The sequence below is a fragment of the Desulfolithobacter sp. genome (assembly GCF_054025815.1).
In genome coordinates this window covers 51,742-65,904 of sequence record NZ_JBPMMS010000003.1, presented here as the reverse complement: position 1 = coordinate 65,904, position 14,163 = coordinate 51,742, and the positions used below count along the sequence as shown (strand labels likewise).

Genomic DNA, 14,163 nt, shown 5'->3' with positions numbered 1-14,163 from the left:
CGCTCAAAACCTTGCCACAGGACCGGGACATACTGTGCCGCACCAGCCCAGGTCTCCCTGGAAACATACCGCCGGACGGCCCGACAAGACATCAGTTAACTGTTAACTGTTACTATTAACACAACACAACGAAAACATTAACACAGCAACCGGCAGATCCACGGACAGAAAAAGAAAAATAAACACCAACATGATGAAAAGATTAGGATTTATCTCTGTGCATACCTTGAGAGACAACTGGCATCCTCTTTGCTAATCCATGATGATAATCCAATTGATCCATTCGCCAACACAGAATCATCAAAACGGAGGTTCCCGATGAAAAAGTCACTGCGCCGACTGGCGCCCCTGTGCATTATGATTTCGTTGTTCACCTATGGCTGCGTGCAACCCGGTCCCGGCCAGAACACCACCACCCTGGCCCCGGCAACCAAGGCTAAAGTAAGCGACAAGGTCCTGAAGGGCAAGGTGGTCGGCAGGTCGAACAAGGCCAGAACCATTTCCATCAAGGTGGGCAAAGGGGACAAGAGCAAGACGGTCATGGTCAAGTTCGATGACCGGACAAAGGGCCTCGATTTCGCTGTCAAAGGCCACGCCGCCATCATCAAGTGCGAAAAACGCGGTAAGGATCTCTACGCTCTGTCCATCAAGCCCAAGCTGGCCAAGCTGCCTGCCGGGGTCACTGAAATCAAACCGGCCGAACTCAAGGCCCTCCTTGATGACAGGCAAAACCTTGCTCTGATCGATTCAAGGCCGGCCAAACGGTATCACGCATCACACCTTCCCGGGGCTGTTTCAATCCCGGTGGACAAGTTCAAGGAACTGGCTTCCCTGTTACCGACAGACAAGGATCGCCTGCTCATCTTTTACTGCGGAGGGCCTACCTGAGGTATGTCCACCAAATCCGCCGGTCTGGCGAAAAAACTGGGCTATACCAACGTACGTGTCCTGCTTGCTGGCGAGCCTGGGTGGATAAAAGCGGGATATCCCACCTATGCCAGTTATGAGTTTGTCGGTAAAGGAAACATTGTTCTCATCGACCTGCGTGATACTGATAAGGATCAGGCCGGACGTATCCCACGTTCCGTATCCATCCCGGCGTCCGAACTCGACGATGCAATCGATGAAATCCCGCTCAAAGCACCCGTTATCCTCTACAGTGACCGGGAGAAGGAAGCTGTCAGGGCCTGGGAACTTCTGCGCCAGGAAGGATTCAAGAAAGTATCCCTGGTACCGGGTGGCATTGAGGGGTGGCTCAAATCAGGCGGCACGCTTGAACAGGGCCCGGTGGTTACCGAGATAAAGTGGAAGCGCAAGCCGGGCAAGGGAGAAGTGACTCTGGCACGATTTGAAAAAGCGCTCGAAGGAGAGCTTGAAAACGTGACGATCCTCGATGTCAGGACTCACGAAGAGGCGGCCGAGGGGAAATTTGCAAAAGCCATCCACATCCCGCTCGACGAGTTGGGAAGCAGACTTGATGAACTCCCCAAAGACAAGGAGATTTTTGTTCACTGCACCACCGGCGCCCGGGCAGACATGGCTGCCCAGGAGCTGAAAAAGCATGGTTACAAGGCCAGCTTCCTGGTTGCCGAGGTTGAATGCGAAGGGACGGATTGTGGCATCGAAGAGTAAATAGGTACTTTCAAATACATTCTCCCGACAACGGGTCGGCCTGTTTCCCTGATGCAAAACAGGCTGGCCCGTTTTTTATCGGTACGATTATATATCCTGCACCTGCAAAAGCAATTCTTCAAGCTCGGCCAGGCGGTTACTGGCTACGGAAATCGAACCCTGCCGGGCATCCTCCTCCATGGCCAGGGCCAGTTCCCGGATCGCGTCGATCCCGAGGCTGGCCGATGCGCCTTTGATACTGTGGGCAGCTTTGCTCACTTCTTCCGGGTTCCCGGTTGCCACTCCGTTTTTAATTTTTTCGAGATCTTCAGCCGATGAAGACATGAACAGCCCTACAAGCTCTTTGAGCAGCTCCTCATCCCCTCCGGTCTGTTCCAGGGCAAAGTCCCTGTTCCATTGTAGATCAGCCATCCCTCTCCTGCCTTCTCGCGTTGATTCAGGAAACCATCAGGTTTCGGAAAGTCAAAGTTCGTGACTGTTTCAGGACAGTGCTTTGGCAGCGTATTGCACGTTCAACACCCCTCTGCCACGTTACCTGGGCTCAAATTTTTACCGGCCATCATCTTATACCTGAACCATCCTGCTGAAGCATACGGCGGACCCGAAGGGGGTAAATCCGCCGGTTGATCAATTCCAGAGGAAGCATTCCTTCGCGAAGGCACCACAATTGTCCCTCCCTGTCCAGGGAGACCAGTGTGGAGCCGCAGCTGCCTGTGGTGCGTCCGCCGTTGAGGATAAAGTCAGGCTTGATGTGACACCCGGATCGAACCATGTCAGCCGAGCAGGCTGGCGGCTGACCGGATATATTTGCACTGGTGGCAGTGATCGGGCCACCAAATGCTGTGGTCAGGGCCATGGCCACCGGATGTGGCGACTGCCTGATACCAATGGTACCTGTCCCTCCCGTCAGCCGGCGCGACAGCGACGGACGGGCGGGAAAGACCAGGGTCAGGGGGCCGGGCCAGAACATCGAGATCAGCTGTTCATAAACAGGAGGGACCGAGGCCACCAGAGATCTGATTTCCTCCGGCTCCCGGACAAGAACCAGCACCGGCTTGTCGCTGGCCCGTTTCTTGAGGGTAAAAAGACTCTTCAGGGCCTGGTCATTGAATGGATCCACAGCCAGGCCATAGTAGGTCTCGGTGGGAAAGGCAACAACCCCTCCCTGCCTCAGGATCGAAACCGCCTGCTCAACCTGTTTGGCAATTGCCTTTTCTTCACCTGCCAAGGGCTTCGTTTTTCCGACTCACCTGTTCGGCCATCTCGCGGCTGAACTGCTCCAGGGCCGAAGTGATTTTCTGGTCTTCAAGCCCAAGGATGCGGGCCGCCAGAACCGCGGCATTCTTGGCCCCTGCCTTGCCGATCCCCATGGTTGCCACTGGAATGCCCGGCGGCATCTGGACCGTTGAGAGCAGGGCGTCCAGTCCGTTTAAGGGAGAGGCGTCAATGGGTACGCCGATAACCGGCAGCGTGGTGTGTGAAGCGAGCACGCCGGCAAGGTGAGCTGCCATGCCGGCACCGGCGATGATCACTTTGATTCCTTCGTCCCTGGCGTTTTTCGCAAAACTTGCCGCCGCTTCCGGGGTGCGGTGAGCCGAAGAAATCATGACCTTGTGTTTGATTCCCACTGAGTCAAGAAAATCTGCCGCCGCCTCCATGACCGGCAGATCCGAATCACTGCCCATGACAATGGCCACCGCCGGTGCATCTTTTTTCCACAGTCTCTGCAGAGCCCTGTGACCGATATCGCGGCGGTAGTAACAGCCGTCCCAATGGATCACTCCTACGGCTTCGTAGGCAGTTTTGATCGCGTCGGAGATGTCCTGACCAATGGCGGTCACGCCAAGGACCCGACCACCGGCCGTAACGGTGCGACGGTTCTTGATGGCGGTCCCGGCATGGAAAACCATGACATTCTTCATGTGCGAGGCCTTGACAAAACCGGTGATGGGTTTGCCCGTAACATACTTTCCCGGATAACCCTGGGAGGCCATGACCACACAGACTGCCGGGCGGGGATCGATCTCAAGCTCGATCTCTTCCAGCTTTTCATCAATGGCTGCCTCGAATATGTCCACCAGGTCTGATTTGAGCCGCATCATCAGCGGCTGGCATTCAGGGTCGCCAAAACGGCAGTTGAATTCCAGCACATCCATACGGTCGCCATTGATCATCATCCCGGCGTACAGCATACCCTTGTAAGGACGTCCCTCGGTCTCCATCCCGCGAATGACCGGCAACATCACCTCGTTCATGATTCGCATCTCGAGTTCCCTGGTAACCACAGGAGCAGGCGAATAAGCGCCCATGCCACCGGTGTTCGGCCCCCGGTCGCCCTCAAAAATGGCTTTGTGGTCCTGGGAGGACGGCAGGGGAAGAACCGTCCTGCCATCGGTGAAGGCGATGAACGAGGCTTCTTCGCCGACAAGAAACTCCTCCACGATCACCTGGCTGCCAGCCTCACCAAAAGCCTTCTCCTTCATAATCAGATCCACGGCCTTCTTGGCCTCGGCCTTGGTATAAGCCACGACAACCCCCTTGCCGGCGGCCAGACCGTCGGCCTTCACCACGCAGGGTGCGCCGATCTTTTCGATATATTTTTTGGCGGCCCCTGGTTTGGTGAACACCTTGTAGGCAGCGCTGGGAATGTCGTATTTTTTCAGAAAGTTCTTGGTGAACACCTTGGACCCTTCCAGTTCGGCCGCCTGTTTACTGGGGCCAAATATGCGCAAGCCGTTCTCCTCAAACAAATCGACGATACCCAGGGTCAGGGGATCCTCAGGGCCGACCACAGTGAGATCTATCTTTTCCTTAAGGGCAAACGCAAGCAGCCCCTGAAGATCATTGGCAGCGATATCGACGCATTCCGCCTGTCGCCGAATCCCGGCATTACCCGGGGCGCAGTAGATCTGTTTAACCTTTTCCGACTGGCGCAGTTTCCACACCAGTGCGTGTTCCCGGCCTCCGGAGCCGATTACCAGAACTTTCATAAAAAATTCCCTCCATGCATTGTGGTACCCGCCTCATCCATCTCAATTTGCGGGCGCTTGGACCAGAAGAAAAAAGAACATCAGGAGGAACCCGCCCTCGGACAGCCTGGAAAAACGGCTTAACTCAGGGTTGGGAACAAACCCGCAGGAGCCTGCTATATTTACCGTGCTCTACACAGTCGTCCCTTCGACACACCGCTTGTCGCTGCAGGCTTCCAGAAGCCCTCCCTGATTCCTTCTACCCTCTTTCTGATCTTTGTTTCGGGTCAATGTAGCAGAAACCGGGAACACACTCAACATCGGAACATCCAGGATCGCCCTGAAAAGAGATAAATTCACTTCGCGATTTCACCAATTTCTCTTTTACTTGACACCTGACAAAACACTCTGTTACCTTAAAGAATGAACACTCATTCATTATCGTCTTCACATTTCCTCTGCATAACATAATGAAATCAGTAGACAAACACGGAAAAATCATTCGTGCCGCCACTAAAGTTTTCGCCAAAAAAGGTTTTTTCAATGCCAGGATTTCCGATATTGCAAAGGAAGCCAAGGTAGCAGACGGTACGATCTATCTTTATTTCAACAATAAATTTGACATCCTGATTTCGGTATTCGAACAGGAAATAGGGCGCCTTGTCGATCAGATGACCGGTCTGCTGGCCAAGGAAGACGATCCGCGGCGGATGCTGGAGATCTTCATCACCAAACATCTGACGGAGATGAAAAAAAATCGCAACCTGGCCGAGGTAATCCAGATCGAGCTCAGGCAGACCAACAAGCTGATCCGCGATTACCGCAACAACAAGTTCAGCGAATACGTCAATATAGTCTCGTCAATCATAAAAAAAGGGCAGGAAGAAAACGTCTTTCGCCAGGACATCCTGCCCGGTATCGCCAAAAGGGCGATTTTCGGGGCCCTGGACGAAATAGCCAGGATATGGAACCTCAACCTGGAAACAGAATATACGGTCGAGGAAACAGCCAGGCAGGTAACCGACATTTTTCAACTCGGTATCCTGACCCCGGGAGAGAAAAAACCTGAGGATCGAGCCTGACCTGTCTTATTCCACCGGTGCGGGCCTGATATCGACCACCTCGAATTCTCGCACTCCGCCCGGCGTCTTGGTCACCACCTCGTCACCGACCTCCTTGCCCAGGATGGAGCGCCCCAGGGGAGAAAGCACCGAAATCGAACCTTTTTTTACATCAGCCTCTTCCGGACCCAGAAGCTGGTAGGTAACCTCCTCGTCCGTGTCCATATCCACCAGGGTCACCACCGTACCGAAGACCGCCTTGTCGCAACGGACCTGCGAACAGTCGATAACCTCGGCTCGGCCAAGCTTATCCTTGAGCTCCATGATCCGCCCCTCGATCATCCCCTGTCGTTCCTTGGCCGCATGATACTCGGCGTTTTCACTGAGATCACCATGGGCCCGGGCAATCTCGATGGCCTTGACCACCTCATGCCGGTCCACGCGCTCAAGCCGGTCAAGCTCTTCACGAAGACGCTGATGCCCGGTTTTTGACATCGGAATTCGCTCTACCATTGTCAGTCCTCCTCCAATACCGTACAACAAGTATAAGTTACAAGTTAGTGTCTATCCAAAAACAAGGATTTCGTCCGAGATCAAGGAGTGTTGTCCTTTCTCTCCAGGTCTTTCCCGGGGCTGTTTGCTGCAGGCTGGCAGCAATCCGGTGGCGTCCCCTGACCGCGATCCTGGAGCAGACGTGCCAGAAGGCAGCATTCATCCGCAGTGAGACCGTTTTCAAGAAAAAGTATCCGCAAAACAGCGATCTGTTCCTCCTGCTTGCCCTGGGCCTGAAGCAGCCTGGCCATGGCCCGGTAGACCCCGATCCGGTCAGAAGTGATCCGGTCAAGATCGTCCCACAACATGTCGGCCCCGCGGTTTTCCACCAGTGCTACCAGTTCCCGGGCCAGTTTTTCCTCGGCTTTTTTCTTTTCCCCGGCAAGCAGTTCATTATCCGGATCAAGTATCTGGCTGAAATAGAAATAGTCAAGGGCCCGCCCGGTCTGGCCCAGCTCCATATTCAACATGCCGGCCCTCTCAAGAAGTGATACGTCCTCAGGGTTACCTTTGAGCAGGGCCTCCACGTGGCGCAGTTCCATGGCCGGCTGGTTCAGGGCATGGTAATACTTGAGCAGCCACCTGTTTGCCTCCTGGTTTTCCGGCTCCAGTCCGACCAGGACCTGGTACCAGAGAGCCGCTTCCCCGACCAGGCCAAGTCGGTCCGCGGCCTTGGCCAGCAGGCCGATAACCTCGGGGTTGTACGGCTCTTTGACACGAAGAGTCTGCAGGAGGTTCCGGGCCCGCTCCACCTTGTCAAGCTCCAGGGCCAACCGGGCCGCCTTGAGTTGCAAGGCTCTGTTTTGGGGTTCGCGTAACATGAGCTGTTCCACCAGGGGCAGCACCATCTCGGGACGCTTTTGCCGTTCCAGTACCGTGACCAGTCCATGCAGGGCATTGACCGCCCTGGGGCTGTCCGGATTGCGTTCATAGAACTGTCCGTACAGGGAAAGTGCACGGTCATAATTACCGGTCATCAGCGAAACCCTGGCCAAGGCCAGGACATACTTCCCGTTTTCAGGGTCATGCTCAAGCAACTGTTCGAGCTGGCGGCCAGCCTCGTCCCAGTGTTTTTGTTCAATCAGGATTGTCGTGTATTCCCACCGGGCCTCGTCGACCCCGGGTTTCTTCCCAAGCAGGAGCTGGTACTGGATCCGCGCTTCGTCCAGCTTGCGGTCGCGAACCAGCTGTCGGGCCAGGTCCCAGGTCTGTTTCCAGGCAGGAGCCAGCAGGTCAGGATAAGCGATGTCCCTCTCCGGAACTCCAAGAGCACCCTCTGACGGGAGAACGGCTCCGGACTTTCCGTCGTCGGCCTGAACCGGGCCAAGGAGAAAGAACAGCAGGACCGTACTGCTGAAATATTTATACAGATGAGGTTTCATCACGATGTGGTCACATCTTAGCGATGATAAAAGGAGTGTACCGTTTCAACTACATATTGGATCTGCGCATCGGAAAGCTCAGGATAGATGGGCAGGGCCAGGCTTTCTTTAGCCGCCTGCTCTGCCACCGGAAACCGCCCGCTTTCCGTAGAGAGAGACTTGAGGCATTCCTGCTGGTGCAGACACAGGGGATAATACACCTCACACCCTATTTCGTGCTCCTGGAGATAGGTCCGCAACTCATCACGCCGCGGCACCCGGATGACGAACTGATTGTAGATGTGAAAATTATGTTCAGCAGCGCCAGGATAATCACGGTACACTGCCTCTGGCAGCTGGACCGGATTTCCATTCAGGCCGGCATCGGAAAAGTACTGCCGGTATTTTTCACTGTTGCGGCGTCGTCCCCGGTGCCAGGACTCCAGGTGTGCAAGCTTGATGCGCAGCACCGTTGCCTGGACGGGATCAAGGCGGAAATTACCGCCAACACTGGCATGGAAATATTTAGACTCTGCCCCGTGGTTGCGCAGGGAGTGCAGCCGGTCGGCCAGGACAGGATCGTTGGTGGTGACCATGCCGCCATCGCCGATGCCGCCCAGGTTTTTACTGGGGAAAAACGAGAAACAACCGGTGTCACCCATACTGCCGGCCCGTTTCCAGACAACACCCTGCTCGGTCATCATCGGATACTCGGCCCCTATTGCCTGGGCGGCATCTTCAATCACCGGTACTTCGTAGCTGCGGGCCAGGTCGAGAATTTTCTCCATGGCGGCGCACTGGCCAAACAGATGTACCGGCATGATCGCCCGAATTCGCTTTCCCTTCCGGGAATCTTCTTCAAGGATCCCGGCCACGGCCTCCGGGTCGAGGTTAAAGGAAACAGGATCGATATCGCAAAAAACCGGTAAAGCGCCGGTGCGAATGATCGAACCCATGGTGGCAAAAAAAGTGTAGGGCGTGGTCAAAACCAGGTCACCCTGGCCGATTCCAAGCGCCATCAGGCTGACAAGCAGGGCATCGGTACCGCTGGACACCCCAACGCCACTATGCGCTCCGCAGTAACCGGCAATCTCGTTCTCCAGGCCGACAACTTCCGGGCCAAGGATATAGCGGGTTGAATCGATGACAGCGGTGACCGCTGTCAGAATTTCTTCACGCAGCGGCTGCATCTGCGGCTGCAAATCAAGAAGAGGTACTTTCATATTCCTCTGACCTTCGAGTAAAAACAAGGGGGAGCCGGTGACGGATATCAGGATGCGGATTTTCGGACATCCGGGGTGGGGGCTTGGTCGTCGTCGCCAAAAAAATTCTGGATGTCAGGAAGCTCTTTCTCAAGGTACTGGCGGAGTTTTTTCAGCAGATTGACCTCAATCTGGCGCACACGTTCCCGGGAGATCCCGAATTCATCGGCAATGGCCTGCAGAGTCCGGGGCTCGTCGCTCAACAGCCGTGACTCCAGAATCATCTTTTCCTTGTCATTGAGCCGGTCGTTCAGGCTGGAAAGTATTGCCCGGATTTTTTCCTGCATTTCCCGGCCGGCAACGATCTCTTCGATGCCTGGGCCCTCAAAGGGAAGAAAGTTTTTCTGCTCGTCTTCAGAGTCATTACGTACCGGACTTTCCAGGGAGACATCCCAGTTGTCCATACGCTGGCTCATCTCTATAACTTCGCTTTCCTTGACGTTGAGACGGTCAGCCAGCAGCTTGACGTCGGGCTTGAACCCCTGAGCTTCCAGCAGTTTCTTTTCCTTGTTGAGGCCGAAAAAAAGCTTTCGCTGGGCCTGGGTAGTACCGATCTTGACCAGACGCCAGTTGTCCATGATAAACTTCAGGATATAGGCCCGGATCCAGTAGGCGGCATAATAGGAAAATTTTACTCCTCTGTAAGGGTCGAACTTCTTGGTTGCCTGAACCAGTCCGACATTACCTTCCTGGATGAGATCCATGAAGTTCTGCATCCAGTACTTCTGGAAATCCATGGCAACCTTGACGACCAGGCGCAGATTTGAGGACACCAGCCGATAAGCTGCTTCAGGATCGCCGGTCTCTTTGAACCTCCTGGCAAGTTCATCGGTCTCCTCCCTGGAAAGCAGAGGATATTGACTGATTTCCTGAAGATAACGGTGCAGGGCAGGATTACTGACAGCAGGCAGGTTCTCTTCGTCCGGCAGGGCGACCAGGGGGTGGACCTGCCGCGGCAACAGTTCCGTCGAGGTGTCTTGGGAGTCTTGAGAATCCTGTAAAGCCATACCGTCCCCGGTTCCATCATGTTTTCATTTTCAGCAACCTGTCCGCAGGCAACAATAAAAAATATCCCTCAACCAGGGAGGGACTTTGTGCATAATATAACATCGGAGAAAAAAATTCACTGTCAATCGCAAAATTCCTTTGCCCTGACAACCGGTTTTCTCGTGCTTACAACGCAGAATGGTTTTTTTTTCAGCGGAAGTATGCTATCAATTCTGCCCGGTTTGGCCAATCGCATTCTGCGACGGAAAAAGCGGAAAAATTTCACACAGGTTTCTATCTGCCCATGCAGCATATTCGAAATTTCAGCATCATCGCTCATATAGACCATGGAAAATCTACACTTTCCGACCGGATGATCCAGCTTTGCGGCATGGTCACCGACCGGGAGTTCAAGGATCAGATGCTCGACTCCATGGACATCGAGCGGGAGCGTGGCATCACCATCAAAAGTCAGACCATCTGCCTTCCATACAAGGCAAAGGACGGTACGACCTATACCCTGAACCTGATCGACACCCCGGGACATGTGGATTTCAGCTACGAGGTTTCGCGAGCCCTGTCCTCCTGCGAGGGAGCCCTGCTCCTCATCGACGCCGCCCAGGGAGTCGAGGCCCAGACCCTGGCCAACCTCTACCTGGCCATGGAGAACGACCTTGAGATCATTCCGGTGATCAACAAGATCGACCTGCCTTCGGCCGAACCTGAAAAGGTGGCCCGGTCCATCGAGGAGGATCTGGGACTGGACGCAGACATGATCTGCAAATGTTCAGCCAAGACCGGCGAGGGTGTGGATGAGCTGCTTGAGGCCATAGTAAGGCACCTGCCCCCGCCCGAAGGCGACGCGGACAAACCTCTCGAGGCTCTGATCTTTGATGCCAACTACGATCCCTATCGGGGAACGGTTATCTCGGTCCGGATTATCAACGGCCGCCTCCGGCCCGGCGACCAGATCGTCTTCATGTCCAACAGGGCCGAGTACAAGGTGGAGGAGGTGGGCTTGTTTCATCTGACCAGGGAGCCGCAAAAGGAACTCTGTGCCGGCCAGGTGGGGTATATCATTGCCGGGGTCAAGACCGTGTCCGACACCAGACCCGGTGATACCATCACCCTCAAAGACAACCCCTGCCCTGCTCCGCTGCCTGGATTCAGGGAAGTGCAACAGGTTGTCTTTTCATCGATCTATCCGATTTCCACCGATGATTATGAAGACCTGGCTGCGGCCCTGGAAAAGCTCAAGCTAAACGATGCGGCCCTCACTTTTCAGAAAGACTCGTCTGCAGCCCTTGGTTTTGGTTTCCGCTGCGGATTTTTAGGACTCCTGCACCTGGAAGTGGTCCAGGAGCGTCTGGAGCGAGAGTTTGGCATTTCGCTCATTCTTACAGTACCCACGGTCAAGTACCAGTTCTACCTCAAGGACGGCACCATGCGCGAGGTGGACAACCCGGCCTATTTTCCCGACCCCGGCTCCATCGACCGCATAGAAGAACCGTTCATCAAGGCGACCATTCATATCCCCGAGCGCTACATGGGCGCAGTCATGACGCTCTGCATGGAGCGGCGAGGGGAGAACACCAACTACCATTATCCCATGCCCGGGCGGATCGAGTTCACCTGCGAACTGCCTCTTGCCGAAGTAATTTATGATTTTTACGACAAACTCAAATCTGTGACCCAGGGATACGGTTCCTTTGATTACGAACTGATCGATTACCGCCCAAGCGACCTGGTCAAGCTCGATATCCTGGTCAACGGGGAACAGGTGGACGCCCTCTCCCAGCTTGTCCACAGTTCCCGGGCCAGGGAACGGGGCCTGAAAGCCTGTGAACGGCTGAAGGACGAGATTCCGCGGCAGATGTTCAAGATCGCAATCCAGGCGGCCATCGGCGGAAACATCATTGCCCGGACAACCATATCGGCCCTGCGAAAGGATGTAACGGCAAAATGTTATGGGGGTGATATTTCCCGTAAAAGAAAACTTCTGGAAAAACAGAAGGCGGGCAAGAAACGGATGAAAACCGTGGGCAATGTGGAAATACCACAGCGGGCCTTTCTGGCTGTGCTCAAATCGGACTGAGCCGGGATGCGGGTGCCCGTAACGATCAACTGAAGTACTTCCAGGGCGAATTGCAAACGTAATGCGGCCCTGATATGCAGGAGTTCGGGAACGTATCCCGGACTGTCTGCGCGGCTGGCAATATCCAGACAGCCGGGCTCATCCTCACTCTTCCAGAAGGAATTCGCAGGTCATCCGGCGGATGACCTGCAGACTTTCCAGTCAGAATATGCCGGACCGATTTTTCCAAGCCAGGCGAGGCAGACCGGGGCGGACAATAAGGTCCAAAACCTGGTCCTTGTCCAGGGTGCCTCCGGCAAGCAGGGCTTTACATGAAAAAAGGGATAGGCTTCAGCGCGTTGAATGACAGTCTGCCACACAACATCTGCCAGTGACGTCCACCCCTTTCTGACACATAATGCTTAAGATCTCTTCCTTGCTGAAGATGGGATTTTTCTGTTTGATCACATAAACCAGGCAATCCTTGCAGATGTTAAACGAGAAGACGTCAAGTTCCTGCATGACCTCCCAGCAGGGACGCGAGGACTGATATGCAGGACACTGGGCTGCATGTTCGGGTTTGCACTGCATAATTTCCCAGCACGGCCAATCTGATCTCAGCGACATTTATCTCCTCCTTTGTTCCATTGCCCCTTGATTTTTGCGGTTTTGCGTAATAATTATTACACATTAAGCCGTAAAATCTTTCCTCCGCCTGTTGCCACAAAAATACCTACCAATTTTCCACATAGTTTGCAAGCCTGCTTTCCAGATCTTCCCGTCCCTGTCCGGTTCTGGCCGAGAAAAGGACCCGTTTGTCCGGGGTTATCGTCAAAGCGGAGTCCAGCGCGGCCGCATTCTTCATCTGCTTGTTTTTAGAAAGTTTATCTGCCTTGGTATAGACCGGGAGAAAGGGCTTTTGATGGTGCCTGAGCCAGTCCACAAGTTCCCTGTCCTGGTTTTTTAATTCGTGACGCAGGTCAATGATCACGACCACACAGACCAGGGTCTCCCGCCTTTCGAGATAGCCGGTTATGAGCTGCTCCCAGGAGGAGCGCATCTGTTTGGGAACCCGGGCAAAACCATAGCCTGGCAGATCGACCAGGTACATTCGCTCGTCCACGGCAAAATAGTTGAGCGCCTGGGTCTTGCCTGGCCGGGAGCTGGTCTTGACCAGGTTCCGTCTTTTTATCAGGCGATTGATCAGGCTGGACTTGCCGACGTTCGACCGGCCGGCAAAAGCGATCTCCGGCCATATCGGTTCAGGCAACTCTTTGAACGAGTAGACTCCCTTGATAAACTCAACCCGGTAAAAATCCATTACAAACTGTTTCCTGCAGGCAACTGCATTCAGATGACCTTGTTGAGCGAATACTCGATGATGCCTTCGGCCCCGAGCTTTTTCAGCCTGGGCACCAGATCGCGGACCTGGTGCCTGGAGATAACAGTCTCTACGGAAAACCAGGGCTGTTTGTAGAGCTGGGCCACGGTGGGGGCGGTGACGCTGGGAAGGATCTTGAGAATCTCGTCAAAGTTTTCCTGCGGAACATTCATTTTGAGTCCGACGATCCGGTCTGCACGCAGAGCACCCTGGAGCAGAAGGGAGAGATTTTCGATCTTCTCTCTCTTCCAGGAATCCTGCCAGGAATCTTTGTTGGCAATGAGCTGGGTGTTGGACTCCATGAGCTCATGAATAACCCGCAGACCATGGGCCCGAATGGTTGTCTCGGTTTCGGTTACCTCGACAATGGCGTCTGCCAGCCCGGAGACTGCTTTGGCCTCAGTGGCACCCCATGAAAAAAAGATTTCCACATTGACGCCACGGCTCTCGAAAAACTTCCGGGTCACATTGACAAGTTCGGTAGCGATCTTTTTACCCTCAAGATCCTCTATGGTATGGATATCAGAATCTCCGGGCACTGCAACCACCCAACGGGTCGGTTTTTTGCTGACCTTGGAATAGACAAGATCGGCAACAACCTCAATATCCGAGCCGTTTTCCAGGGTCCAGTCCTTGCCGGTGATCCCGGCATCAAGCATGCCCGACTCCACATAGCGGGACATCTCCTGAGGCCGGCAGATGGAGCAGGAGAGCTCCGGATCATCGATGGAGGGGAAGTAATTTCGCGACATCATTTTGACCTGCCAGCCGGATTTGGCAAACAGGTCGATGGTAGCCTTTTCCAGGCTGCCTTTGGGGATTCCCAGTTTCAGTTGTTTCATAATCCTAAAAGGTTGAAGCGGTTAGCGGGTAAAGACTGTCCC

13 protein-coding genes are annotated in these 14,163 nt (G+C 54.4%); 4 read left to right on the top strand and 9 right to left on the bottom strand.

What is annotated here, in order from left to right; all coding sequences use genetic code 11:
- Nucleotides 1-318 precede the first annotated feature (318 nt).
- Together ACXJJY_RS00600 and ACXJJY_RS00595 are read left to right on the top strand one after the other, a co-directional pair.
- Entirely contained in the window at nucleotides 319-888 is a 570-nt protein-coding gene (locus ACXJJY_RS00600; RefSeq protein WP_456384634.1) for a rhodanese-like domain-containing protein, read from the top strand.
- Nucleotides 889-891: 3 nt separating this feature from the next.
- Nucleotides 892-1,632 carry a rhodanese-like domain-containing protein gene (locus tag ACXJJY_RS00595; RefSeq protein WP_456384632.1) on the top strand — a complete coding sequence of 247 codons (741 nt, stop codon included), beginning with the start codon at nucleotides 892-894 and terminating at the stop codon, nucleotides 1,630-1,632.
- Between the two features lie 87 nt (nucleotides 1,633-1,719).
- Here the strand turns inward: ACXJJY_RS00595 and ACXJJY_RS00590 are convergent, their stop codons facing one another.
- The 3 genes from ACXJJY_RS00590 to purD all read right to left on the bottom strand — a co-directional run bounded on the left by ACXJJY_RS00590 (nucleotide 1,720) and on the right by purD (nucleotide 4,622).
- Entirely contained in the window at nucleotides 1,720-2,043 is a 324-nt protein-coding gene (locus ACXJJY_RS00590; protein WP_456384630.1) for an Hpt domain-containing protein, read from the bottom strand.
- A 148-nt stretch (nucleotides 2,044-2,191) separates the two neighbouring features.
- On the bottom strand, nucleotides 2,192-2,860 hold the full coding sequence (locus ACXJJY_RS00585; protein ID WP_456384628.1) for an L-threonylcarbamoyladenylate synthase: 669 nt from the start codon (nucleotides 2,858-2,860) through the stop codon (nucleotides 2,192-2,194).
- Entirely contained in the window at nucleotides 2,850-4,622 is a 1,773-nt protein-coding gene (gene purD, locus ACXJJY_RS00580) for a phosphoribosylamine--glycine ligase (protein WP_456384626.1), read from the bottom strand. Before purD ends, ACXJJY_RS00585 begins: the two co-directional genes overlap by 11 nt.
- 449 nt (nucleotides 4,623-5,071) lie before the next feature.
- Between purD and ACXJJY_RS00575 the strand changes: the two genes are divergently transcribed.
- Nucleotides 5,072-5,683: a TetR/AcrR family transcriptional regulator gene (locus ACXJJY_RS00575; protein WP_456384624.1), complete on the top strand. Its 612-nt coding sequence runs from the start codon at nucleotides 5,072-5,074 to the stop codon at nucleotides 5,681-5,683.
- 6 nt (nucleotides 5,684-5,689) lie between these two features.
- Here the strand turns inward: ACXJJY_RS00575 and greA are convergent, their stop codons facing one another.
- The 4 genes from greA to ACXJJY_RS00555 all read right to left on the bottom strand — a co-directional run bounded on the left by greA (nucleotide 5,690) and on the right by ACXJJY_RS00555 (nucleotide 9,844).
- Nucleotides 5,690-6,175 (bottom strand): transcription elongation factor GreA, encoded by a 486-nt coding sequence (gene greA / locus ACXJJY_RS00570; protein ID WP_456384622.1) that lies wholly within the window; start codon nucleotides 6,173-6,175, stop codon nucleotides 5,690-5,692.
- Between the two features lie 80 nt (nucleotides 6,176-6,255).
- The gene (locus ACXJJY_RS00565; RefSeq protein ID WP_456384620.1) at nucleotides 6,256-7,596 is read right to left on the bottom strand and encodes a tetratricopeptide repeat protein; all 1,341 of its coding nucleotides are present in this window, start codon (nucleotides 7,594-7,596) and stop codon (nucleotides 6,256-6,258) included.
- 17 nt (nucleotides 7,597-7,613) lie between these two features.
- Nucleotides 7,614-8,798, bottom strand: coding sequence for a DegT/DnrJ/EryC1/StrS family aminotransferase (locus ACXJJY_RS00560; RefSeq protein WP_456384618.1), 1,185 nt, complete (start codon nucleotides 8,796-8,798; stop codon nucleotides 7,614-7,616).
- Between the two features lie 47 nt (nucleotides 8,799-8,845).
- A complete protein-coding gene (locus ACXJJY_RS00555) occupies nucleotides 8,846-9,844 on the bottom strand; it encodes a sigma-70 family RNA polymerase sigma factor (protein WP_456384616.1) in 999 nt (332 codons plus the stop codon).
- Between the two features lie 284 nt (nucleotides 9,845-10,128).
- On the opposite strand from ACXJJY_RS00555, the gene lepA reads away from it, so the two are divergent.
- Entirely contained in the window at nucleotides 10,129-11,919 is a 1,791-nt protein-coding gene (gene lepA / locus ACXJJY_RS00550) for a translation elongation factor 4 (RefSeq protein ID WP_456384614.1), read from the top strand.
- A 712-nt stretch (nucleotides 11,920-12,631) separates the two neighbouring features.
- Here the strand turns inward: lepA and yihA are convergent.
- Nucleotides 12,632-13,219, bottom strand: coding sequence for a ribosome biogenesis GTP-binding protein YihA/YsxC (gene yihA / locus ACXJJY_RS00545; RefSeq protein ID WP_456384612.1), 588 nt, complete (start codon nucleotides 13,217-13,219; stop codon nucleotides 12,632-12,634).
- A 29-nt stretch (nucleotides 13,220-13,248) separates the two neighbouring features.
- Nucleotides 13,249-14,121 carry an ATP phosphoribosyltransferase gene (gene hisG / locus ACXJJY_RS00540; protein WP_456384610.1) on the bottom strand — a complete coding sequence of 291 codons (873 nt, stop codon included), beginning with the start codon at nucleotides 14,119-14,121 and terminating at the stop codon, nucleotides 13,249-13,251.
- Between the last annotated feature and the right edge of the window lie 42 nt (nucleotides 14,122-14,163).